The sequence below is a fragment of the Amycolatopsis sp. NPDC034160 genome (assembly GCF_055575355.1).
The window spans coordinates 109,778-132,530 of the sequence record NZ_JBVISU010000001.1; the positions used below are offsets into that span (position 1 = coordinate 109,778).

A 22,753-nucleotide genomic window follows, 5' to 3' on the forward strand; every position below is an offset into this window, starting at 1 on the left:
CTTCAGAGAGCGAAGCGGCCCTACAGCTCGTAAAGCCGCTTCCAGTTGTCCCGCGACGACAGCTCGGGCATGGCGCGCTTGTACTGCTCCTGCACCGCGGCGCCTTCCTTACGAAGCCGCTGGATGACCTTCGCGCCCTTCCGGGCCAGGTCGAACATCTTCGCGCGGTCGTACGAGCGGACCCGCACGCCTTCCTGCGAAGCGTCGGTGACGACGGCGGTGTCGAAGGTCGCGACGTGCCACCAGTGGGCCTCGTCGATCGGGATCGCCCCGAGCGAGTGGCGGCTGCGGCCGAGCACCCGGTCGAGGACGCGCTTGATCAGCACCAGGCGCTGCATGCTGGGCCGCGGCGCGCTGTTGACGATGCCGATGTCGTTGGACGCGATGCCCGGGACGTCGGTGGCCTTGTGCCGTTTGGTCTCGGGGTACTCGTCGCGGATCCGGCGGATCTCCTTCATCGCGGCGACACCGCCGTCACGCAGGACCTCCGGCCCTTCGAGGAAGTCCTCGACGGCCTTGATCAGCGTGGCGGACAGGCCGTACTGCATGCCGAGCAGGTACCGGACCAGCTGCGCGATGAGCACGCGCGAGAGCAGGTTCAGGTTGAACGGCGAGTGCAGCGCGGCGGTGATGATCGAGTTCCGCAGGTTGAAGTAGCGGTGCCACTCGTCCCAGTCCTTCCAGTGGAAGTCGGCGTGCCAGACGCCGGCGCCCGGAAGGGTGACCGTGGGGAAGCCGTGCGCGCGGGCACGGTAGCTGTACTCCGCGTCGTCCCACTGGAAGAAGAACGGCAGCGGGTAGCCCGTGGCCTTGACGACCTCGTACGGGATCAGGCACGACCACCAGCCGTTGTACCCGGCGTCGAGGCGGCGTTCCTGGCGGTTCGGCTTGAGGGTCTCCTCGTCGACGCCGAGCAGGTCGGCGGTCGAGAGCGAGTGCGTCACCGGCTGGCCGGGCTCCAGCGTGTTCAGCCGGGCGTACTCGGCGCCGACGTGCAGCTGGTTCGGGTGCAGCAGGTTCAGCATCTGCCCGCCGACGATGACCGGGTTGACCGTGCGGTTGGAGAACGCGGTCATCCGGATCACCAGGTCCGGCTCGAGCAGGACGTCGTCGTCCATGAACAGGACGTTCGCGTGCTCGGTCTCGGTGTGCCCGGCGACCTCGTACAGGCCGCGGGTGAAGCCGCCGGCGCCGCCGAGGTTCGGCTGCTTGATGTAGTGCAGCTTGTCGCCGAGGTCCTTCGCGACCTGCTCGAAGCCTTCGCGCGACTCGACGAGGTCGGTGCCCTGGTCGGCGACGTAGATCGCGTCGAGCGTCTCCAGCGAGGAGACGTCGGCCGCGAGCGCCTGCAGGTTCGACAGGCAGTCGTCGGCGCGGTTCATCGTGCAGATGGTCACCGCGGTCGGGCGGATCTTCTCCGGCGCCTCGACCGTCCAGCGGACGTTCTCGACGCGCAGCGACTGGCCACCCTCAGTTTCGAGGTCGAGCCAGAGCGCGCCGCCGTCGTAGAACTTGTCCAACTTCGCGGTCAGCGACACCTTCTGCTGCTTCGCACCCGTGACGACTTCGGCGGCGACGACTCGCGAGTCACCCTCGACGTCGGAAGCGCCGACGGACAGCTGCCCGTCACCGGTGACGACGGCCTCGACCGCGACCTCGGTCACGTCGGTCCAACGCTGCCAGTAGCTCGCGGGGAAGCGCCCGAAGTAGGTGTTGCCGGACACTTTCGACGCCGGCTCGATGGTGATGCCCGCGCGTTCGCGCACGGCGGAGCCCCATTCGAGTTCGGCGTAGAGGTCCTTGCTGACGATGGGGGCCGGGCCGGCGTAGAGCCCTCGCTGCGCGGTGAGACGGCCCTGCGGGGTGCGTTCCGCGAAGCGGGTGTCGTCGATAGTGCTCACCATGGCGCTCGGGGCCTCTCCGGTGACGGCGGCTTTACCGGGCATGAATCCTCAGTTCTCCTCTGTGCTTATGGCGGTGGCGCGGGGCTCACGGAAGACGACCCACTTGAGCATGACGAAATTGATCACGGTCGCGGTTGCCTGCGAAACGACCCAACCGAAAGTGGCCTTCCAGGACGACTCCGGCAGGACGTGCAGCATCGTCCGGTTGACGCCCACGGCGACGAGGAACGTCACGGCGTACAGGAGGACGAAGCCGCCGATCTGACGTGCGCCCTCCTGGCGGCCACCGGCGAAGGTGAACTTGCGGTTCAAGAAGAAGGCGGTCGTGGTGCCCACGATGAAACTGAGCGCGCGGGCGATGTCCACCCACGGCGTCGCGTCCATGCCGAGGGCACGCAGCCCCTGGTAGACGCCGAAATCGATCAGGGCGCAGAACCCACCGATGAGGCCGAAGCGGATGAGCTGCCCGAGCAGCCCAGGAGAGGACGGCGCTGCTGCCGTCAGGCCGGCTTGCGGGTCGGTCGCCACCACTGCTCTACCTCATAAACTACTGGGGCTGGTGGTCAAAGTGTAGAAGCGGCCACTTCAGGGTCACGTTCCGGGCAGTGTTCGGCGTGGTTACCCTGGTCGGCGTGACCCAAGCACCCAAGACACAGCGGCAGTCGCTCATGGGCTGGGCAAGGACGTCGCCGAGCATCGCGGACGTCCTGAGCACGCCCGACGTGGAAACCATCGCGCGGGCGGTGACGCAAGCGGGGGCACGCGGGGTCATCGCGCGCGGTCTCGGCCGGTCGTACGGCGACCCGGCGCAGAACGCGGGCGGCCTGGTCGTCGACATGACCGCGCTGGACCGCATCCACTCGATCGACCCGGATTCCGGCATCGTCGACCTCGACGCCGGGGTCAGCCTCGACAAGCTGATGCGCGAGGCGCTGCCCTACGGCCTGTGGGTCCCGGTGCTGCCGGGCACGCGCCAGGTCACCATCGGCGGCGCGATCGCGAACGACATCCACGGCAAGAACCACCACTCGGCCGGCAGCTTCGGCAACCACGTCGTGTCGATGGACCTGGTCACCGCCGACGGGCAGGTGCGCACGATCACGCCGGACGGCCCCGACGCGGAACTGTTCTGGGCGACCGTCGCCGGCATCGGCCTGACCGGCATCATCGTCCGGGCCAGGGTCCGGATGACGAAGACCGAGACCGCCTACTTCAAGGCCGATCTTGAGCGCACCGCGAACCTCGACGAGACGCTGGAACTGGTCAGCAACGGCTCCGACGACGACTACACCTACTCGTCGGCGTGGTTCGACACGATCTCGACCGGTTCGAAGCTGGGTCGCGCCGCCTTCGGCCGCGGTTCGCTGGCGAAACTCGACGAGCTGCCGCCGAAGCTGCGTGCCGACCCGTTGAAGTTCGACGCGCCGCAGCTGGTGACGCTGCCCGACGTGTTCCCGAACGGGCTGGCGAACAAGCTCACCTTCGGTTCCATCGGCGAGCTCTACTACCGCAAGACGCCGAAGAAGGCCGTCGGCAAGATCCAGAACCTGACGGCGTTCTACCACCCGCTCGACCTTTTCGGCGAGTGGAACCGCGCCTACGGCTCCAAGGGTTTCCTGCAGTACCAGTTCAGCACGCCGCTGAACGCGCACGAGCCGCTGCGCCGGATCATCCAGAAGGTCGCCGACTCCGGGCACGTGTCGTTCCTCAACGTGTTCAAGCGGATGGGCGAGGGCAACGCGGCGCCGCTGTCGTTCCCGCACCCCGGCTGGATGATCTGCCTCGACTTCCCGATCAAGGACGGCCTGAGCCGGTTCTGCCAGGAACTCGACGAGGACGTGCTCGCGCTCGGAGGCCGTCTGTACACGGCGAAGGACTCCCGCACCTCCGCGGAGAACTTCGCGAAGATGTACCCGCGGCTCGAGGAATGGCGCAAGGTCCGCGCTTCCGTAGACCCCGAAGGCGTTTTCGCCTCTGACATGTCCCGAAGGTTGGAACTGTGATCGACGCTGTGGGCAACCCCCAGTCCCTGCTGCTGCTCGGCGGTACCTCCGACATCGCGCTCGCGATCGCGGAGAAGTACCTGGCCGAGAAGCCTCTCCGGGTCGTGCTGGCCGGACGTCGGTCGCCGCGGCTCGACGCCGCCGCTCAGCGTCTGAAGGACAAGGGCGCCGAAGTGTCCACTGTCGACTTCGACGCGAAGGCCATGGACACCCACCCCGCCGTGCTGGACAAGGCGTTCGAGGCGGGCGACATCGACGTCACCGTCGTGGCGTTCGGCCTGCTCGGCGACCAGGAAGAGCTGTGGCAGGACCACGCGAAGGCCGTCGAGGCGGCGACCGTGAACTACACGGCCGCGGTTTCGGTCGGGGTCGCGCTGTCGAACAAGCTCAAGAAGCAGGGCCACGGCAAGGTCGTCGCGCTGTCGTCGGTCGCCGGTGAGCGGGTCCGCCGGTCGAACTTCGTCTACGGCTCCACGAAGGCCGGTTTCGACGGCTTCTACCTGGGCCTCGGCGAGGCGCTGGCGCCTTCCGGCGTGCAGGTCACCGTCGTCCGGCCCGGGCACGTGAAGACCAAGATGACCGAGGGCCTCAAGGACGCCCCGCTGGCGCAGACCGCCGAGCAGGTCGCCGAGATCGCCGTCAACGCCTCGCGGGCGGGCAAGGAACTGGTGTGGGCTCCCGCGCCGTTCCGCCTGGTCATGTCGGCTCTGCGACACGTGCCCAGGCCGATCTTCCGGAAGCTGCCGATCTAGGGAACGGCACGAGGCGGCCGTCGTGAGTGGCGAATAGGGTTAGAACCCGAATCGCCACTCACGACCCCCTCGACCCGATCCGGTCCGCCGCGGAGACGACGTTGCGAAAGCCCCTCAGCACGCGGCAAGGCAGGCACCTCTTCGGCCAGGACCCCGAGTCCTACGACGCCGGGCGCCCCGACTATCCCGACCGCGTCTACGAAATCCTCGCCGCCGAGTGCGGCCTCGCCCCCGGCGCACGCGTCGTCGAGATCGGACCGGCGACCGGCTTGGTCACCGCCCGGCTGCTCGCCCACCAGGCCACGGTCACCGCGGTCGAACCCAGCGCTCCCCTGGCCGACTTCCTTCGCACCGCACACCCCACCGAAGCCCTCGACGTCATCACCGCCCCTTTCGAGGAAGCCGAACTCCCCGATGACGCCTTCGACCTCGCGGTGGCGGCCACGTCCTTTCACTGGGTCGAGCCCGACGTCGGCGCCGCGAAGCTGCGGCGGATCGTCAAGCCGGGCGGACATGTCGCGCTCTGGTGGATGATGTTCGAGGACCCGGCCCGGCCGCACGAGTTCGACGCGGCCGCCGAAGAGATCCTCGGGATGTCACCGGGGACCGTGATGGATCCGGGCGGGCCGCCGTTCCAGCTGGACATCGACGCCCATCGCGAGTACCTGACCGCCGCGGGCTTCACCGGTTTCCACGGCGAGGTGATCCGCTCCGAAGCACGGATGGACGCCGTCCGGCTACGCACGTTGTACGCCTCGATGGCACTCGTGCTGAGTCATCCGCCGGAAGAGCGCGTGCGGATACTCGACGCCATCGAAAACCTGGTCGTCGACCGCTTCGGCGGCGAGGTCGTCCGCCCGTTCGTGACGGGGTTCTACCGCGCGGACAGGAGATAGAGCTGCTGCGTGCCCATCCACGGCGAGCTGATCGTCCAGGCGGCCAGCGCGTTCGGCGGCGGCGTCTTCCGGGTGGTGGCCAGCATCAGATCCGGGGTCGCGGGCGGGACGCTGTGGTCGAAGTACCGGAAGTTCGCTTCCAGCAGCGCCTTGCCGAGATCGCCGCTGCGGTTCTTCGTCTCGACGATCGCCGGGTCGACCGAGCCGCGGTCGGAGAACTGGTCCACGATGTCGCAGTCGCAGGCGTAAGCGAGCGCGCCGACCTCGCCGGCGCTTTCCACCTTGCGCCCCTTGGTGAGTGCGGCCAATTGCGAGCCGATCTCGCGGTACTCGTCGGACGCGGCGTGGTTGCTGGTGATGGGCGCGAACCGGCGCGGCAGCTCAGGGGTGGCGTAGGCGGCGACGCTCACGAGGAGGAACGCACCGGTGAGGATCCCCGTCCCGATGCGGGCCCGGCCAGGCACCGCGCAGGCACCGGCGGCGAGGAAGATCGTCGCGCCGATGATGCTCGGCGCGTAATACCAGTGGTAGGGCGGAACGTTCAGCCAGCAGTAAGCCAGATAGTGCGCCGCGCCGGCGATCGCGAGCGTGGCGAACGGCACGAGCCGCTTCGCCCGATCCGAACCACGCCGGTAGTGGAACGTCCACAGTAGACCGGCGAGGCCGCCGATCACGAGCGGCAGGAACGCGAGCGTCGACGCGACGGGGAAATTACGCCAGTACAACAGCGGGCCGTTGGTGAAACTGAACGGTCCCCACGACCGCTGCATGATCTTGATGACCAGGGTGTCGGGCACCGCCGAACCCAGCGCGAGCCAGCTGAACACGAACCACGGCAGCATCACCGCGAGCGCGGCGAACGTCATGCGCCAGATACCCGCCCAGAACTCGCGGCGTGCGAGGAACAGCACGAAGGCGATCAGCAGCAGATCGATCCGGATGAGCGCGATCAGGCCGATCACCGCACCCGCGGCGGCGGGGCGGCGTTCGTGCAGGAACACCATCAGCCAGACGACGGCCGTCGCGCCGAGGGCGACTTCGAGTCCGACCGACGACAGCAGCAGCGGATTCACCAGCAACAGGCCCAGCGCCAGCGGGGCGAACCCGCCGGGAAGGCCGGTCGCGGTGCCGATACGACGCAGGCCGAGCACGAGAAGTACCTGGCTCGCGACGAAGACGATCCCGGCGGCGAAGACGGCGTCCCGGACGATGAACGTGAGGAGCGCCAGCACGAGGACGTTCAGCGGCGACGTCGCGGTGTTGGCGGTGCCGTCCTCGATCAGTCCCCAATGGCCGTGGAAGGCGAGGTTCTTCGCATACGACAGCGTGATGTACGTGTCGTCGATCAAATGCCCGCTGACCAGGACGAACACCAGAGACGACGCCACCGCCGCCCCGGCAGGCAGCACCCAGGGACGAGTGAGGACGGCGGCTACCGGCAGCGCACCGGTGGCCTTGGGTAATTCAGCGGAGGCGCTTCGCATCCCGAACACCGTACACGGCGCCGTGATGATTCCGTTATCTACCGTCCGTTGGGCTCGTCACGACGGCCACGGTCGCCGTGGCCGTCGCGGAAGTCGCGGTGCCCGCCGGGACCGGCCGACCCATGGTGTTCGCGGGAGAAACCGGGCCGGTCCGCGTCGCGGGAGGCGAGGCCGACGGCGGTCCCGATGATCCCGCCGCCGAGGATGAAGCCGAGGGCGCCGACCGCCACCAGTTGCGTCGCGCGGTGCCCGGCGAACCGGCGGAAACCGCCCTTCGCGGGCGGAGCCTGCTGCTGTTCGACCGTCTTGTCTTCGTCTTCGGACGGCCGCTGCGGGTCGCTCATCTTTCACTCCTCGGTCGACGGGGGCGGGCGCGGTGCCCGCCCCCGTCACCGAGAATGCGTGCGCATCCTGTGGATGCGCTGTGCCTGACCTGTCGATTCAGAGATAGAACGACAGGAACAGCGTGACGACCCAGCTCGCGCCGAGAACCTGCAGCACGCGGTCCTTGAGCGCGATCTCCTCCGGCTCGCCCGCGTTGCCGCCGTCGACGTCGACGGCGTAGCGCAGGACGGCGACCACGAACGGGACCATCGAGACGACGGCCCAGACCGAGTTGTGCTCGACCTGGCGGATCTCGAACGCCCACAGGCAGTACGACATGATCAGGATCGCCGCGGACGTCGCCCACACGAACCGCAGGTAACTCGCCGAGTACTTCTTCAGCGAAGACCGGATCTTCGCCCCTGTCCGCTCGAAGAGCATGATCTCGGCGTAGCGCTTACCGGCCACCATGAACAGCGAGCCGAACGCCGTGACCAGCAAGAACCACTGCGAAAGCGCGATACCGGCGGCGACCCCACCGGCGATCGACCGCATCAGGAAGCCCGAACCGACGATGGCGAGGTCGACCACCGGCTGGTGCTTGAGCCCGAAGCAGTAGCCGAGCTGGACGGCCTCGTAGACCGCCAGCACGATCGCGAGCTGCCAGCTGGCGAGGAACGAGATGCCGAGACCGGCGGCGAAGAAGAAGCCCGCCGCGACGAAGGCCACCGGGACCGGCACGATCCCGGCCGCGATCGGCCGGTTCCGCTTGGTCGGGTGGGCCTTGTCCGCCTCGACGTCGATCGCGTCGTTGATGAGATAGACCGAGGAGGCCACCAGCGAGAACGCCGCGAAGGCGATCAGCGCGGCGATCAGCAGGCCGGTTCGATCCGTCGACTTGGAGAAAGCGAAGAACGGGGCGGCGAACACGAGCACGTTCTTCACCCACTGGCGCGGGCGTGCCGTCTTGATGATGCCGCCGACGAGACCGCCGGCGACCTTCTTCGGTTCGGCGGCCCCGGCCACGGGTCCTACGTCTTCAGGCTTGGAATCGGCCTTCTCGGTCGTTTCGCTCATTGTCGTTTCTTCAGCTTCCGTCGTATGAGACCACCGACGAGGCCCCCCAGGGCTGCTCCGGCCAGAACGTCGGTCGGGTAATGGACGCCGAGCACCAGCCTCGAGGCGAGCATCGGCGGTACCAGGGCCGGCACCAGGTTACGCCCGGTCAATCCGGAGTAGAGCACCGCCGCCGCCGTAGTGGAGGTGGCGTGCGAGGACGGGAAGCTCAGCTTGCTCGGCGTCCCGACCAAGACCTCGACGCTCGGGTGATCCGGCCGCGGCCGCCTGACCACGCGTTTCACCGCGATGGACGCGGCGTGCGCGCCGACGACGCCGACCGCGGCGACCAGCCAGTCCTTGCGCCGCTTCTTGTCCACCGCCGCCCCGACGAGCCCCAGCGCGAACCATCCCGCGCTGTGCTCGCCGAAGTGCGAAAGACCCCGTGCCGCCTTGACGGTGACGTCACTCTTCAAGACGCCCTGTGCTTTCGCGAGAATGGCCACCTCGCCGGTGGGAGCGCCCTTCTCAAGCATCGAGGGACCCGTCGATAGGCGCGCCATCGGTCAGGTGCGGCGCGATCTTGTTCTCGAACGCGGTCAGCGCGGAACCGATCGCCATGTGCATGTCGAGGTACTTGTACGTGCCCAGCCGCCCACCGAACAGGACGTTGCGCTCCTTGGCTTCGTTCTTGGCCAGCTCGCGGTAGGCCTCGAGCTTCTCGCGGTTGTCCGGGGTGTTGATCGGGTAGTACGGCTCGTCGGCCTCGCCCGCGAACCGGGAGTACTCGCGGAACACGACCGTCTTGTCGTTCGGGTAGTGCTTGCGCTCCGGGTGGAAGTGCCGGAACTCGATGATCCGGGTGTAGGGCACTTCCTCGTCGTTGTAGTTGACCACCGAGGTGCCCTGGAAGTCGCCGGTCTCGACGACCTCGGACTCGAAGTCCACCGTGCGCCAGGTGAACCGGCCGGCGGAGTAGTCGAAGTAGCGGTCCAGCGGACCGGTGTAGACGGTCGGGGTGCCCGCCGGGATGTGCTCACGGACGTCGAAGTAGTCGACGTTCAGCCGCACCTCGATGTTCTCGTGCTCGGCCATCTTCTCGAGCCACGCGGTGTAGCCGTCGACCGGCAGGCCCTCGTAGGTGTCGTTGAAGTACCGGTTGTCGAAGGTGTAGCGGACCGGGAGCCGGGTGATGATGTCGGCGCCGAGGTTCTTCGGGTCGTTCTCCCACTGCTTGGCCGTGTAACCCCGGATGAACGCCTCGTATAGCGGGCGGCCGACCAGCGAGATCGCCTTCTCTTCGAGGTTCTGCGCGTCCGCGGTGTCGAACTCCGACGCCTGCTTCGCGATCAGCTCGCGGGCCTCGTCCGGCGTGTGCGACTTGCCGAAGAACTGGTTGATGAGCGCCAGGTTCATCGGGAACGAGTAGACCTGGTCCTTGACCCGTGCGAACACGCGGTGCTGGTAGTTCGTGAACTCGGTGAAGCGGTTGACGTACTCCCACACCCGCTTGTTCGACGTGTGGAACAGGTGCGCACCGTAGCGGTGCACCTCGATTCCGGTCTCCGGCTCGGCCTCGGAGTAGGCGTTTCCACCGAGATGGTGGCGCCGCTCCAGCACGAGGACCTTCTTGCCGAGCTCGGCCGCGGCCCGTTCGGCCACGGTCAGCCCGAAGAAACCGGACCCGACCACGATGAGGTCGTAGCCGGTGAAATCGGCTTCAGTAATCTTGTCGGGGTTCGTGTGCGCGCTCACGGGCGTCGAGGGTACGCACGTCGCCTCCGTGCCCTGCACCGAGCACCGGTTTTCACCTTCGAAACACTTAGGAAGCAGTGCCTACTCCGGACACCTTCTGGTCGTACTTCGGCGCGACCGTCACCTACCTGGCCGTGCTGGCGATCCCCGGCGGCCTCGTCGGCCGGGCCGCCGGCCTGCGCGGCTGGGCCCTGGCGGGGCTGGCCCCGCTGCTGTCCTACACGGTAACCGGACTGGCCGGTCCGTGGCTGGCACTCGCTGGCGTGTCGTACAACCCCCTGACCGTGGCGGCCGTCACGGCCGTGCTCGCCGGCGTCGGCTTCGGCCTGCGGAGACTGGGCTCCAGGCTCGGCTGGAGCAAGCCGGGCGCCGAGGAGCCGCCGACGAAGTGGCATCCGCGCGCGCACTACGCCGTCGCGGCCTGTGTGGCGCTGGCCATCGGGATCTCGATCCTCGTGGTGCTCTCGGCCCGCGGCGGGACGACGGCGGTGTTCCAGCGCTGGGACACCGTGTTCCACGCGAACGGCATCCGCTACATCGCCGAGACCGGCGACGGCTCGCTGACCGGCATGGGCACCATCAACTGGTACCCGGACGGCTCGTTCTACCCGAACGCGTATCACCTGGTCGGCTCGCTCGTGTACTCGATCTCGGGCACGACGATCCCGGTCACGCTGAACGCCATCACGATGCCGGTCGCCGGGATCTTCGCGCTGTCGATGGTCGCCCTGATCCGCCAGCTCGGCGGACGGGCGGTGTTCGCGGGCTGCGCGGCGCTGGTGGCCGCGGCCGCGACGACCGGCGCGTACGAGTCGGTGTCCAGCGGGCTGCTGCCGTTCGCGCTGGGCATCGTGCTGACCCCGCTGGCGGTCGTCGCGCTGGCCCGGTTCCTCGCTCGGCCCGGCCTCGACACCGGCTACGTGCTCGCGCTGACCGCTGTCGGGCTGCTGGCGGCGCACTCGTCGGCGCTGTTCGGCGCGCTGTTGTTCGCCTTCCCGGTGGTCGTGCAGCGCTGGTACCGCGCGCTGCGGCACAAACCGCTCGACGGCGTGCCGGAAGGCCGCGGCGGCTGGCGGGTCATCGGCGGCGACGTCGGGAAGATGGTGCCGGTGATGGTGGCCAGCGGGCTGCTCGCGGCACCGCACATCCTGGGCGCCCTGAAATTCACTTCGGGTTCATACCCTTATTACGCGTGGGGTTCGGACCTGCCGGTCGTGAAGTCGCTCGCGCTGCTGGTGACGTTCCGGCAGGTGCTGAGCGCCCCGCAGGTGTGGCTGACGGTGCTGCTGGTCATCGGCGTGCTGAGCCTGTTCAAGCTCGGCAGGATGCGCTGGATCGGGCTCTCGGCGCTGGGCTTCTCGGTGCTGTTCGTGCTGGTCGCCTCGTTCGGCGCCGAACCGTGGGTGATCTCGCTGTCGCGGCCGTGGTGGAACGACCGTTACCGCCTGATGGCGCTCGCCGCGATCCCGCTCTGCCTGCTCGCCGGGCACGGGATGGCGGAGCTGCAGCGCTGGTTCGCGAAGTGGGCGAGCGGCCGGTCCTGGGTGAAGAGCAGGCCTGCCCTGCCCGCCCGGCTCGGACTGGCGACCGCGGTGTTCGTGGTGGCCGCCTCGGCGGTGCTGACCAAGGGTTTCTACACCGAGTCGAACGCGCACGCGGTGTCGTTCCTGTACTACAACGGACCCGAGGGCGAGGTCACGCCGCCGGTCAGCGCCGACGAACTCGCCGCGATGGACCAGCTGGCCAAGATGAACATCGGGCCGGACGAGAAGGTGCTCAACGAGCGCTTCGACGGGACGGCGTGGCTGTACGCGCTCACCGGCATCCATCCGGTGGCCGGGCACTACGACCCGGGTGTGCCGCCGCCGGACGCGAAGTACCTGGCGCTGCACTTCCGCGACTACGATACCGACCCGGAGGTGCGGGCGGCGGTCAGGCGGCTGAACGTCAAGCACGTGCTGATCGGGAGCACGCCGATCAAGATCGGTGAGCCACCGGCGCCGGGGCTGCGGGATCTGGACGGGCTGGACTTCCTGCGGAAGGACTACAGCAACCCGGGCGCGTCGATCTACACCCTGACCCGCTGACACCGCTTCGCGCTGAGCCGCGCACGCGTGCTTGAACCCGCACCTCGCGTGCTTGAAGCCGCATCACGCGAGTTCGGCGTCCAGACACGCGAGTTGCGCCTTCAAGCACGCGACTCCCGTGTCCGGACACGCGAATCGCGGCCAAAGATAAAGGCTCGCGTGGTCGCGGACTGCCCCTGCCGCGACCACGCGAGCCTTCGTCCCCCATTCACCCCCGGGGTGACCCATGAGGGGCAGCCGTCGTCGGCCGCGCCCACTCGCTGTACTCCTCTTCAGACGACCGCTAGGCGGAACCGGTTTACCCATGCCGCCGACGTCACCCGTTCGGCCTAAGAACTTTTTTCTTGGAGTACCGGGAGTACGTCGCCGGCGACCTCTTCGAGCGTCGACTCGCGGCCGACGTAGTAGTCGCCGGACCGAGGCCAGTGCGTGACGATGTCGGTGAATCCGAGCTCTTCGGCCCGCCCTGCCGCGTCGGTGAACGCGCCGACGCTGGAGAGTGAGAAGACCGGCGCCGCGTCGAGGCTCAGGAACCGGTGCACGCTCGCCTTGTCCCGGCCGACGGCCTCGACCCGCTCGTCGAAGGTCTTCACGAGTTCCGCGACGCCCTTCCACCACTCGTCCTGGGTCTCCGCCTTGACGCCGGTGGTGGCCCAGCCCGCGCCGAACCGCGCGGCGAGCGTCATCGTGCGCGGTCCGTTCGCGGCCACCAGGAACGGCAGTCGCGGCCGCTGCACGCAACCGGGGAGGTTCCGCGCGCCCTTGGCCCGGTAGTACTCGCCCTCGAAGTCGAACCCGTCGGTCATGAGGAGCCCGTCGAGCGCCTCGACGAACTCGGTGAACCGGTCCGTTCGCTCCTTCGCCGACAGTTCCGGCCCGTCGAGGACCGCGGCGTCGTAGTTGGTGTGCGGCACGCCGGCGCCGACACCGAGGATGAAGCGGCCGTCGGAGACGTCGTCCAGGGTGAGCAGCTCACGCGAGAACGGCACGGGATGCCGGGCGACCGGCGAGGCGACGAAGGTGCCCAGTCTGATCCGCGACGTGACCATGGCGGCCGCCGTCAACGTCGGCATCGCACTGAACCAGGGGCCGTCGACGAGGGTCCGCCAGCCGAGGTGGTCGTACGTCCAAGCGTGGTCGAAGCCGTACTCCTCGGCGGCCCGCCATTTCGGCTCTGCCGCCCACCAACGATCTTCCGGAAGGATCACGATGCCTACGCGCACACCCCGGAAGGTAGCGGTCTCGTCCGACACTTCGCCCGATGGGCGGATCTTCGGGGACAATGTGCCGGTGGAGAAACCGCTCTTGATCGCGTCCGACGTCGACGGCACCCTGCTCGGCCCGATGGAGGTCCTGACCGAACGCACGGTGGACATCGTCCGGCGCGTCACCGCGTCCGGGATCCCGTTCGTGCTGGTCAGCGGCCGTCCGCCGCGCTGGATCGCCCCGATCGCGGAACCGCTCGACCTGACCGGTTACGCGGTCTGCGCGAACGGCGCGGTGTTGTACGAGATCGGGACGGACCGGATCGTGGCGGTGCACGGCCTGCTCGAACCCCAGCTGCTGCACGACACCGTGAGTGCTCTTGATCACGCTCTTCCCGGTTGCCGGTACGCCACGGAGCGGATCGGCGAGTCCGCGCGGGACCCGGAGATGCGCAATTTCGTGATCGAGCCGGACTATCACAATCCCTGGGGCAAGCACGAGGGCACGGAGGCACCGAGGGCCGAGGTGCTCGGGCATCCGGCGATCAAGCTGATGATCAGCAGACGCGGGATGAGCTCCGACGAGATGGCGCGGGCGGCGCGCGAGGTGCTCGACGGTTCGGTCGACATCACCTATTCGACGAACTCCGGCCTGATCGAGGTCGCCGCGCACGGCATCACGAAGGCGACCGGGCTGGCCGAGGTCGCCACCCGGCTGGGCGTCCCGGCCGGGCGGGTGATCGCGTTCGGCGACATGCCCAACGACCTCGAAATGCTCGGCTGGGCCGGGCACGGCGTGGCCATGGCCAACGGACACCGCGACGTGCTGGACATCGCCGACGAGGTGACCGCGCCGAATTCCGAGGACGGTGTCGCGCAGGTGCTCGAACGCTGGTTCTAGCGGCGCTCGCGGTCCAGCTTGGCGGCCTCTTCCGGCGTCGGCGCGGTGCCGCCGAGGTGCGCGGGGAGCCACCAGCGCTCGTCGTCGGAACCCGGCTTCTCCGGGTAGTCCGCCTGAACGCGGTCCACGAGCGCGGACATCCGAACGCGAAGGTCCTTCGAGAGGATTTCGGCGTCGTCGTCGGCCTTCGGGTGGATCGGCTCGCCGACCAGGATCGAGATCGGGACGTGGCGTTTGGTGAGATCCTTCGGGCGGCCCTTGGTCCACAGCCGCTGCGTGCCCCAAAGCGCCATCGGGACGACCGGGACGCCGGCTTCGGCGGCCATCCGCACGGCACCGGATTTGATGTCCTTCACGGTGAACGACCGGCTGATCGTGGCTTCGGGGAACACCCCGACGACCTCTCCGGCCTTCAGCCGCTCGACGGCTTCACGGTACGACGCGAGACCCGCGCCGCGGTCGACGGAGATGTGGTGCATCCCACGCATGAGCGGCCCGGCGATCCGGTTGCTGAAGATCTCCTTCTTCGCCATGAACCTGACCAGGCGTTTGGCCGGCTGCGCGCCGAGACCGCAGAAGATGAAATCGAGGTAGCTCACGTGGTTGCAGGCGATGACCGCCCCACCGGTGGCCGGGATGTGCTCGGCTCCCTCCACCCGGATGCGGTTGTCCAGCACCCGGAACATCAACTTCGCCGCCATGATGACGGGCGGGTAAACGAGCTCAGCCATTCGTTCAGGTTACGCGACCGTAGGGTGACCAACCTACGGTCGCGTAGGTCACATGCGCGGACTCGCGCCATCACCCCAGGTCACTGCCCCTAAACTGGGCCCGGTGACGCACGAGACCACCGAAATCACGCTTATGCCGCGCGGCAGACCCAGCGCCCAGCGTCTCTGGGCGTATCTCGCGCTGGGCACGGTTTCCCTGATCAACCTGATCTCCTTCATGCCCAAGTTCCCCAAGCCGCATGAACAGGCCTGGGGCGACGCGGTGAACTACTACCGCATGTCGGAACAGACCGGCGCGGCCGTGGACAACCCGTTCGCGTTGCGGATGCTGAGCCCGTGGGTCGTCCACCGCGGCAACTTGCTGACCGGGCTCTCCCTCGATGTCCTCTGGGTCGGCTTCACCTTCGTGCTCACGCTCGCCACGATCATCGTCTTCTTCGAATTCCTGCGCTCGCAGCTGAAGCTGCAGCTGTTCACCGCCGTACTCGCTTCCGTCGCGCTGGCCTGCACGTTCTGGTACGCGCCGTACGCCTTCAGCAACCCGTGGCTGGTGGACCCGCTCAACAACCTGCTCTACCTGCTCGCGATCTGGTTCATCCTCAAGCGCAAGCTGATCCCGTTCGCGGTCGTCATCGTGCTGGGCGCGATCAACAAGGAGACGACGCTTCTGCTGGCGCCGCTGTACCCGCTGATCGCGTGGACGCGCGGCCGGTCCTTCCGCGATCGCGACGTCCTCGGGGGCATCGGCGTGTTCGTGGTCGCCACCGGTATCTACGTCGGTTACCGGATCTGGGCGCAGAACCTCATCGGCGGCGACTACGGCTTCGGCGCGGGCCAGTCCAACAGCGGCCTGCTCGACAACATCCGCTTCGCGCTCAACGCGAGCAAGGGCACCGGCCAGGTCGAACTGTTCACCACGTTCCACTTCTTCTGGCTGATCTTCGGCTACGGCCTCTACCAGCAGTACCGTCGCCATGGCCTGCGCGCGGAATTGCTGACCTCCAGCGTTTGGCTGTTCGCCTGCTGTCTGGCGGGGCGGCTCGTCGCGACCGATACCTCGCGGGTGTTCGTGATGATGGCGCCGCTGATCGTCGCGCTCACCGCCGTCGTGCTCGACCAGCAGCGAGGAGAGGGACGGCGGCTCTGGGTGGGCGCGCTGTTCTTCCTCTACATCGCGGTGAACCTGCGGCTCGTCGGGGGTGCCGCGGTGTTCTGGGTCGACGCCGTCGCACTACTGATCTTCGCCGCGTTGGTGTCGTTCCCGGCAACACCGCGCTGGGCAGGGGGCAAGGGCTTCAACGGTTTCCGGCCGCATCAAGGGACATTGGACGTCGGGGAACGCAAGTCCTTCTGACGCGCGAAGGTCACCAGCGCCAGGACGACGCCGAGCAGCGTGCAGTACAGCGCGATCACCTGGTGCTTGACGTTCTCCAGGCCGTCACCCAGCGCCGCCAGCGCGAACTGCCCGGCGGCGACGGCGAGCAGGAACCCGAGCGCGACGCCCACCGCGTCGCGCCGGGTCTTCCAGCCCTGTGCGGCGATCAGGGACCAGGTCGGCAACAGCGCGAAGAAACCCAAGGGCGCCAAGAGTTTCGTGAGGGTGGACGCCACCGGGACCCGGTATTCCTGTGCTTCGGGCGCGAATCCGGCCGAGCGGTCGAAGCTGCCGAGGTAGGGCGGTCGCGCGGTGAGCAGGTCGCCCGCCGCGCGGTGCAGGATGCCGATGGTGCGCAGGGGATGCGTCGCGAAGTACTCGACGACGTTGCGCCTGCTGATCTGTTCGCGATACTTCGGGTACTCGGGATCGAGCGTGGCGGGCCGCGGATGCCACCAGCCGTTGCCCGCGTACTGACCGAACGAGGCGGGCAGCCCCAAGGCGGCGAGGTCGGCTTCGGTGTCGTGCTGACCGTCCACAATGGTCAGAAAGATCGTGTTGAACATGTTGATCTCGCGTGAATCGTCACCGGGGCGCTCGGCGATCGAGCCGTCGGGCAGCTTCGCCGGTTCGACGGTCTGCTGCGCGTAGGCCGTTCCTCCGGCGAGCGCGCCGATGGCGAAGACCACGGGCAGCCACCGCTTCAGGCCTCGTACGCCCGCCGGGCGGACGAGCAGGGCGGCGAGCGCCAGCAACGGCAGGATCATCAGCGTCTGCACCTTGGCGTTGACCGCGATGATGCCGCCGAACAGCAGTACGGCCAGTCCCGCGTAGCGCCACCAACCTGGCCGCGCGGCCACCAGCAGGCCACCGACGGCGAGCAGAAGACCGAGGAACGCGGCACCTTCGCCCAGTACGGACGCGAAGTAGCCGAAGAACGCGGAGTCCGCGACGACCACCAAGAGCCCGGCGGTCGCGAAGGCGCGGACGCGCCGCGAGTACGGCAGGCCGACGACGATCAGCGCGACCGCCGCCGCGGCGAGGACGCTCATGAGCACACCGAGCACGACCAGGCTGAGTGTCGAATCCAGCCCGAGCAGTCCGCCGAGTGAGCGGGCGATCCTCGCGAACCAGCTCTGGCTCAGCAGATACGTCGCGTCGCATTCGCCCGCCGGGACGGTGTACTCGAGCCGCACGAACGGCTCCGGTTTCCCCTTCCACGGGATGCCCGCGCCACACAGCACCCGGAAGCCGTCGCCGTTGTCGGACATCGCCACCGGCCTCGGCACGAGGAAGCGGACCAGCAGCACGGTGAGAGCCGCGGCGAACACGCCGAAGCCGAACAGCCGCGAGGACGCTTCGAGCGCTGCTGGACGGCCGGGGGAAACGCGTTCGTCGACACTCACGAAGGGCACGGTACGTGGCGAAATTCGGGCGAGAAGTCGAGGGCGGGCGTGACCGATCGCTCGACATCGGCCCGCAAGAACACCGTGAGCCATGACGACGTGCCTTCGCGCACGAAGGTCGCGACGCGGTACCTCGCCGCGTACGCCGGGTCGATCACGCAGAACTGCGTCGCCGAGTAACCGCTGTCGGTGATGACGGCGATCGTCGGATGCCGCCGGGAGACGACGGCCTCGCCCGCTTCCTCGGACTGCCCGCGGACGCCGACGATCTGCAGCTGCGTCCCGGCGTGATACGACAACGCCCCTGGTTCGGACGTGCTCACGACCGAACCGGGCGGCAAATAGACGCCGAGCCAGCGGCCGATCTCCTCCATCTGCGCGCCGTGGTCGTGCCAGGCGCGCACGCCGGCCAGCATGTCCGGGCTGAAAACGGAGGCCAGCACCGCGAGCCCGGACAACGTCACCGCGGCGGCGGGCATCAGCCGCCGTCCGGACAGCCTCGGGCGAGGGCTCGGTTTCAGAGCCGCGGTGAGCACGCCGTAGACCGAGACCGCCGCCACCGCCAGCAGCGGTGGGATCGGTGCCAGCAGGCGCCACGCCGGGGCGGCGTCACCGCCGAAGAAGACCACGAACCCGGTGAACACGACGGCGGTGACGAACATCAGCCAGATCAGTGCTCTGGCCTCGGCCTCGTGGGGCGGACGGCCGTTGCGACGCAGCGGCAGCGCCACCGCCGCGACCAGGCCGAGCAACAGGAATCCCTGGTGGACCACCGAGAATCCCGACAGGTACTGCCAGCCGCGGTCGATCCGCGCCGGGATGCCGATGTCGAAGGGGATGAGGACCGAGGTCGGCAGGACGTGGTCGTAGTAGGTGGCCCGCCACGCCGTCCACGGTGCGACGAAGACGAGCCCGCCGAGCAGCCAGCCCACCGGCGACCACCAGGTGTACCGGCCGCGCAGCGCGGCGATGACCAGCCAGCAGCCGACGAGCACCGCGAGCAACGTTCCCGACGGGCGCGTCATCATCGCGAAGGCGACGAGCACGCCCGCGACCACCGGACGCCGTGCCGCGAGCGACGCGAAGACGCCGAGCAGGAGAAGGACGAACAGCGGCGTCTCGGTGCCGGATCCGCCGTACGCGGCGAGCCCTCCGGCGGCCGCGACGAGCACCGCGGCGGCCACGCCACAGGCCGGACGGGGCTCGCCTGCCGCCCGCGCGACCACCCGGTTCACCGTCACGTACGCGAGCAGGACGGCGCCGAGCGTGGCGAGGATTCCGAGCACGATCGCCGACGTCTCGATATCGGCCCCGAAAGCGGCCTTCGGCAACGCGATCGCGATCATCCAGAGGAAATTCGCGTAACCGTCGATCCGTTCGCCGGTGTTGAACACCGGACCGTTGCCGTCGGCGATGTTCTGCGCGTAACGGAAGGTGATGTACGCGTCTTCCGCGACGGTCGAGTACACCAGCTGGTGCACGAGTGAGAACCCGAGAGTCAATGCCAGCGCGGCGGCGCGCCAGTTCTCGTCGACGCTGATCTTGGGCCAGGCCACGATGACGAAGGCGGCGACCACAAGCCAGGCGCCGACGACCGCGACCACCACCTGATCCCCACCCTTCCGGGCCGAGCGTCTCCCCTGGCGAAAAGACTACGGTGAAGTATCGATCACCGCGCCAAGGTGTTTCTTTTGGCGCAGTGACTCGACACGAATGGGCGAGTGGAGTCTGCCGGGAGTAGGCGATTTCGCCCGCGATTTCCCCATCCTGATGTGACCTGTTCGAGTAACGGTCCCCGCGGGTTAATCTGGCTGTCCATTCCGTTCCGCACCTCGGGGGTTCTGTGCGGTTTCCCCAGCCCCGAGGAAGCTCGTGCCCACCCAGACCTCCGCACTGACCGACGTCGTCACGGTCTGCGTCGCCTTGCTCGTCATCGGCCTCCCCGGCGTGCTCACCGGCCTCGCCGCCGGGCTGCGCGGCTGGGTGCTGGCCGGGATGGCGCCCCTGCTGAGCTACGCCGTCGGCGGTCTCGCCGGACCGTGGGCGGCCGCGCTCGGGATCCCGTTCACCCCGGTGACGTACGCGGTGGCGACGGCCTTGTTCGCCGGTGTCGCCTACGGTCTGCGACGGCTCACCCTGCGACGGTGGCCTCCCGCGCCGGAGGAACCGCTGTGGGAGCGGACCGGCCACCTCGCCGTCGTAGCGTGTCTGCTGGTCGCGGCCGCCATCGGGATGTACGCAGTCGTGCGCGGCATGGGCAGGTTGGACGCCATTCCACAGGGTTTCGACGCGGTCTATCACGCGAACGGCGTCCGGGAACTCGCCGAAACCGGTGACGGCGGCCTGTTCGGCACCGGCAAGGTCAACTGGTACGGCGACGCGGCACCGGTGTTCTACCCCAACGCCTATCACCTGCTCGCGTCCGTGGTGTACCTGCTCAGCCCGGCGAGCATCCCGCTGACGCTGGACGTGCACACCGCGCTGCTCCCGGCGTTGCTGGCGTTGTCGCTGGTCACGATGGTGCGGGTGTTCCGGGGGCGGGCGGTCTTCGCCGGCGCGGTCGCGCTTGTCTCCATCGCGCCGTCGATGGGCCTGTACGAATCGATGAACCGGGGACCGCTGCTGCCGTTCCTGCTCGGGCTCGCGCTGACCCCGCTGGCCGCCGTCGCGGTGAAGCGGTACCTCGACCGCCCCGCGCCCGACACCGGTTTCGTGCTGTTGCTCGGCGCGGCCGGGCTGCTGTGCGTGCACTCGTCGGCGCTGTTCGGCGCGTTCCTGTTCGCCGGCCCGCTGCTGCTTCAACGCTGGGTCGCGCCCGGCGAGCGGTGGCACCGGATCGGGCTGGACCTGCGCGCGCTGGCGATCGTCGGTGTCCTCGCGATCGTCGTGGCCTGGCCGCAGCTGTTCGGGGCACTCGGGCTCGCGAATGGCGAGGTGCCCTACCGCGGCTGGCCGGTCGAGTGGCGGGCGACGACGGCGCTCGGCGCGCTGCTGGGCTTCCAGCATCACTCGCCCTATCCGCAGATCTGGCTTTCGGCGGCCTTGCTGCTGGGCTTCATCTTCTTCGCGCGGGCCGGCACGCTGCGGTGGATCGGCGTGACGGCGTTGCTCACCGGGTTCGCCTACATCGCGGTGACGTCGTCGGAGCAGCCGGTCGTGCTGACGCTGTCCCGGCCATGGTGGAACGACCCGTACCGGTTCATGGCGATGGCGGCGATCCCCTTGTCCGTCATCGCGGCGCACGGGCTCGCCGAGACGCAGGCGTGGCTGCGGGACACCGTGGCGCACCGGAAGATGCCCGCGTTCGTCGTCGCGGTGGTGGTCTTCGTCGGGTTCGCGTTCGTGAGCAACGGTTTCTACGCGCGGTCGAACGCGGCGATGGTCGCGCCCGGCTACGCGAACACGCCCGGCATCAACCAGCACAAGCTGCCGGTGAGCCCGGACGAGGTCGTGGCGATGGAGAAGCTCGCCGAGTTCGTGAAGCCCGGCGAGCGCGCGGTGAACGACCGGCTGGACGGGACGGTGTGGACCTACGCGCTCTCCGGCGTCCGCACCACTTCCGCGCATTTCGACGAGACGCTGTCGCCGTCGGACGCACGGCTGCTGGAGTGGCACTTCCGCGAGTACCCGGCGAATCCCGACGTCCGGGCGGCCGTCCAGCGGCTGAACGTGCGCTGGGTGATCCTCGGGCAGTACGGCTACCCGCCGGGCGCGCCGCGCCAGGCCGGGCTACGCGATCTGGACGGCCTGAACTTCGTGACCGAGGTCTACCGCAACGCTGACGCCGTCATCTACCGGCTGACCCCCTGATGCGTTTCGTCCTCTGAATGCGGTCCTTGCGCGTGCAACTACCGCATTCAGAGGACTAAACGCGTGGGGTGGAGCGAGTGGCGAGGCGGGCCGAGAGGGCGGCGGCGCCGGCGGTGATCAGGTCGGCGACGGTGAACATGACGCGCGAAGCGATGGCGAACGCCGTCGCCTGGACGACGGTGAGCCCCGACGCGGTGAGGACGGCGACCTGGGCGACCTCGCGGACACCGACCCCGCTGGGCAGGATGAACGCGAACGTCCCGACGGTCATCGCGACGGCCATCGCGCCGACACACAGCACGAAGCCGCTGAAGCCGGGCGTGCCGACGGAGTTCGCCAGCAGCCACAGGTGCACGCCCTGCAGCGCCCACGCCGCCGTCGACGAGCCGAAGACCTTGCCGACGACCGACCAGCTCAGCCGGTGGTCCAGCGGCGGGCGGCGCAGGATCCGCAGCACCAGTGACGTGCCCCAGGTGAGCACGCGCGGATGCAGCATCGCCAGGCCGACCGGGATCAGCACGAACAACCACAGCGCCCGCGGGCTGTTGCTGAACACGGCGGGAGCCGCGAGCAGCGAGACGACCAACGCGGAGACCACGCCGACGCCGAGCTGGATCAGCGAACCGGTGAAGATCCGGGCCCTGGCGAGCCCGGCCTTGCGGCCCAGTTCCATCTGCAGCAGGTACGCCCACACCGAACCCGGCACGTACTTGCCGAGCGAACCGACGAGGCAGATCTGCGCGCCGCGGGCGTAGCCGATCGGCTTCCCGAGGTCGTCGACCATGACCTGCCAGCCGTAGGTCGACACCATGATCGCGGCGATCAGCGCGAGCAGGCTCAACGTGGAGGATTCCCAGGCGACGTCGGACAACGTCCGCCAGAATTCGCCCCAATTGACGACCAGCGTCTTCGCGGCGAAACCGACTACCGCGATGATGGCGATCCAGCGGACGACGTCGAGGATCTTCGCTTTGGTGGATTTCGGTTGCTTTACCGCAACCGGAGACTCCTCCTCGGGCGTTTCGACGGTCGTCACTGAACCTCCTCCGCTGTACTGCTGTCGC

Annotated in this window: 19 protein-coding genes; 7 read left to right on the forward strand and 12 right to left on the reverse strand. The window is 68.5% G+C overall.

Annotation, left to right across the window (positions count from 1 at the left end; translation table 11 throughout):
• Nucleotides 1–20: 20 nt before the first annotated feature.
• Both ACZ54P_RS00560 and ACZ54P_RS00565 read right to left on the reverse strand, forming a co-directional pair.
• Nucleotides 21–1,946 (reverse strand): glycosyltransferase, encoded by a 1,926-nt coding sequence (locus ACZ54P_RS00560; RefSeq protein ID WP_465459448.1) that lies wholly within the window; start codon nucleotides 1,944–1,946, stop codon nucleotides 21–23.
• Nucleotides 1,947–1,952: 6 nt separating this feature from the next.
• On the reverse strand, nucleotides 1,953–2,435 hold the full coding sequence (locus ACZ54P_RS00565; RefSeq protein WP_465459449.1) for a GtrA family protein: 483 nt from the start codon (nucleotides 2,433–2,435) through the stop codon (nucleotides 1,953–1,955).
• Between the two features lie 137 nt (nucleotides 2,436–2,572).
• Between ACZ54P_RS00565 and ACZ54P_RS00570 the strand changes: the two genes are divergently transcribed.
• The 3 genes from ACZ54P_RS00570 to ACZ54P_RS00580 all read left to right on the forward strand — a co-directional run bounded on the left by ACZ54P_RS00570 (nucleotide 2,573) and on the right by ACZ54P_RS00580 (nucleotide 5,555).
• Nucleotides 2,573–3,907, forward strand: coding sequence for an FAD-binding oxidoreductase (locus tag ACZ54P_RS00570; RefSeq protein WP_465460192.1), 1,335 nt, complete (start codon nucleotides 2,573–2,575; stop codon nucleotides 3,905–3,907).
• Entirely contained in the window at nucleotides 3,904–4,659 is a 756-nt protein-coding gene (locus ACZ54P_RS00575) for a decaprenylphospho-beta-D-erythro-pentofuranosid-2-ulose 2-reductase (protein WP_465459450.1), read from the forward strand. The genes ACZ54P_RS00570 and ACZ54P_RS00575 overlap by 4 nt, the downstream gene beginning before the upstream one ends.
• Nucleotides 4,660–4,760: 101 nt before the next feature.
• Nucleotides 4,761–5,555: a class I SAM-dependent methyltransferase gene (locus ACZ54P_RS00580; protein WP_465459451.1), complete on the forward strand. Its 795-nt coding sequence runs from the start codon at nucleotides 4,761–4,763 to the stop codon at nucleotides 5,553–5,555.
• On the opposite strand, the gene ACZ54P_RS00585 is transcribed toward ACZ54P_RS00580, so the two are convergent.
• The 5 genes from ACZ54P_RS00585 to glf all read right to left on the reverse strand — a co-directional run bounded on the left by ACZ54P_RS00585 (nucleotide 5,534) and on the right by glf (nucleotide 10,174).
• Nucleotides 5,534–7,039, reverse strand: a complete 1,506-nt coding sequence (locus ACZ54P_RS00585) for a hypothetical protein (protein WP_465459452.1) — start codon at nucleotides 7,037–7,039, stop codon at nucleotides 5,534–5,536. The two genes, ACZ54P_RS00580 and ACZ54P_RS00585, sit on opposite strands and share 22 nt — an antisense overlap.
• A 38-nt stretch (nucleotides 7,040–7,077) precedes the next feature.
• Nucleotides 7,078–7,383, reverse strand: coding sequence for a hypothetical protein (locus ACZ54P_RS00590; RefSeq protein WP_465459453.1), 306 nt, complete (start codon nucleotides 7,381–7,383; stop codon nucleotides 7,078–7,080).
• 97 nt (nucleotides 7,384–7,480) lie between these two features.
• Nucleotides 7,481–8,440 carry a decaprenyl-phosphate phosphoribosyltransferase gene (locus tag ACZ54P_RS00595; protein ID WP_465459454.1) on the reverse strand — a complete coding sequence of 320 codons (960 nt, stop codon included), beginning with the start codon at nucleotides 8,438–8,440 and terminating at the stop codon, nucleotides 7,481–7,483.
• On the reverse strand, nucleotides 8,437–8,955 hold the full coding sequence (locus tag ACZ54P_RS00600; RefSeq protein ID WP_465459455.1) for a phosphatase PAP2 family protein: 519 nt from the start codon (nucleotides 8,953–8,955) through the stop codon (nucleotides 8,437–8,439). The genes ACZ54P_RS00595 and ACZ54P_RS00600 overlap by 4 nt, the downstream gene beginning before the upstream one ends.
• Nucleotides 8,948–10,174 (reverse strand): UDP-galactopyranose mutase, encoded by a 1,227-nt coding sequence (glf, locus tag ACZ54P_RS00605; protein WP_465459456.1) that lies wholly within the window; start codon nucleotides 10,172–10,174, stop codon nucleotides 8,948–8,950. Before glf ends, ACZ54P_RS00600 begins: the two co-directional genes overlap by 8 nt.
• A gap of 77 nt (nucleotides 10,175–10,251) precedes the next feature.
• Between glf and ACZ54P_RS00610 the strand changes: the two genes are divergently transcribed.
• Nucleotides 10,252–12,261 (forward strand): DUF6541 family protein, encoded by a 2,010-nt coding sequence (locus tag ACZ54P_RS00610; protein WP_465459457.1) that lies wholly within the window; start codon nucleotides 10,252–10,254, stop codon nucleotides 12,259–12,261.
• A 329-nt stretch (nucleotides 12,262–12,590) separates the two neighbouring features.
• Here ACZ54P_RS00610 and ACZ54P_RS00615 read toward each other — a convergent pair whose 3' ends face one another.
• Nucleotides 12,591–13,484 (reverse strand): LLM class flavin-dependent oxidoreductase, encoded by an 894-nt coding sequence (locus tag ACZ54P_RS00615; protein ID WP_465459458.1) that lies wholly within the window; start codon nucleotides 13,482–13,484, stop codon nucleotides 12,591–12,593.
• An 82-nt stretch (nucleotides 13,485–13,566) separates the two neighbouring features.
• Here ACZ54P_RS00615 and ACZ54P_RS00620 point away from each other — a divergent pair, with 82 nt between their 5' ends.
• Nucleotides 13,567–14,367, forward strand: a complete 801-nt coding sequence (locus tag ACZ54P_RS00620) for an HAD family hydrolase (protein ID WP_465460193.1) — start codon at nucleotides 13,567–13,569, stop codon at nucleotides 14,365–14,367.
• Here the strand turns inward: ACZ54P_RS00620 and ACZ54P_RS00625 are convergent.
• Complete coding sequence (locus tag ACZ54P_RS00625) at nucleotides 14,364–15,098, reverse strand: lysophospholipid acyltransferase family protein (protein ID WP_465459459.1); 735 nt, start codon at nucleotides 15,096–15,098, stop codon at nucleotides 14,364–14,366. The genes ACZ54P_RS00620 and ACZ54P_RS00625 overlap by 4 nt on opposite strands.
• Nucleotides 15,099–15,201: 103 nt before the next feature.
• Here ACZ54P_RS00625 and ACZ54P_RS00630 point away from each other — a divergent pair, with 103 nt between their 5' ends.
• Nucleotides 15,202–16,452, forward strand: a complete 1,251-nt coding sequence (locus ACZ54P_RS00630; protein WP_465459460.1) for a hypothetical protein — start codon at nucleotides 15,202–15,204, stop codon at nucleotides 16,450–16,452.
• Here ACZ54P_RS00630 and wsfD read toward each other — a convergent pair.
• Together wsfD and ACZ54P_RS00640 are read right to left on the reverse strand one after the other, a co-directional pair.
• Nucleotides 16,413–17,879: a glycan biosynthesis hexose transferase WsfD gene (gene wsfD, locus ACZ54P_RS00635; protein ID WP_465459461.1), complete on the reverse strand. Its 1,467-nt coding sequence runs from the start codon at nucleotides 17,877–17,879 to the stop codon at nucleotides 16,413–16,415. The genes ACZ54P_RS00630 and wsfD overlap by 40 nt on opposite strands.
• Nucleotides 17,876–19,486 carry a hypothetical protein gene (locus ACZ54P_RS00640; protein WP_465459462.1) on the reverse strand — a complete coding sequence of 537 codons (1,611 nt, stop codon included), beginning with the start codon at nucleotides 19,484–19,486 and terminating at the stop codon, nucleotides 17,876–17,878. Before ACZ54P_RS00640 ends, wsfD begins: the two co-directional genes overlap by 4 nt.
• 265 nt (nucleotides 19,487–19,751) lie before the next feature.
• Between ACZ54P_RS00640 and ACZ54P_RS00645 the strand changes: the two genes are divergently transcribed.
• Complete coding sequence (locus ACZ54P_RS00645) at nucleotides 19,752–21,689, forward strand: DUF6541 family protein (protein WP_465459463.1); 1,938 nt, start codon at nucleotides 19,752–19,754, stop codon at nucleotides 21,687–21,689.
• A gap of 55 nt (nucleotides 21,690–21,744) precedes the next feature.
• Here the strand turns inward: ACZ54P_RS00645 and ACZ54P_RS00650 are convergent, their stop codons facing one another.
• Nucleotides 21,745–22,725, reverse strand: a complete 981-nt coding sequence (locus ACZ54P_RS00650) for a lysylphosphatidylglycerol synthase transmembrane domain-containing protein (RefSeq protein WP_465459464.1) — start codon at nucleotides 22,723–22,725, stop codon at nucleotides 21,745–21,747.
• Nucleotides 22,726–22,753 lie beyond the last annotated feature (28 nt).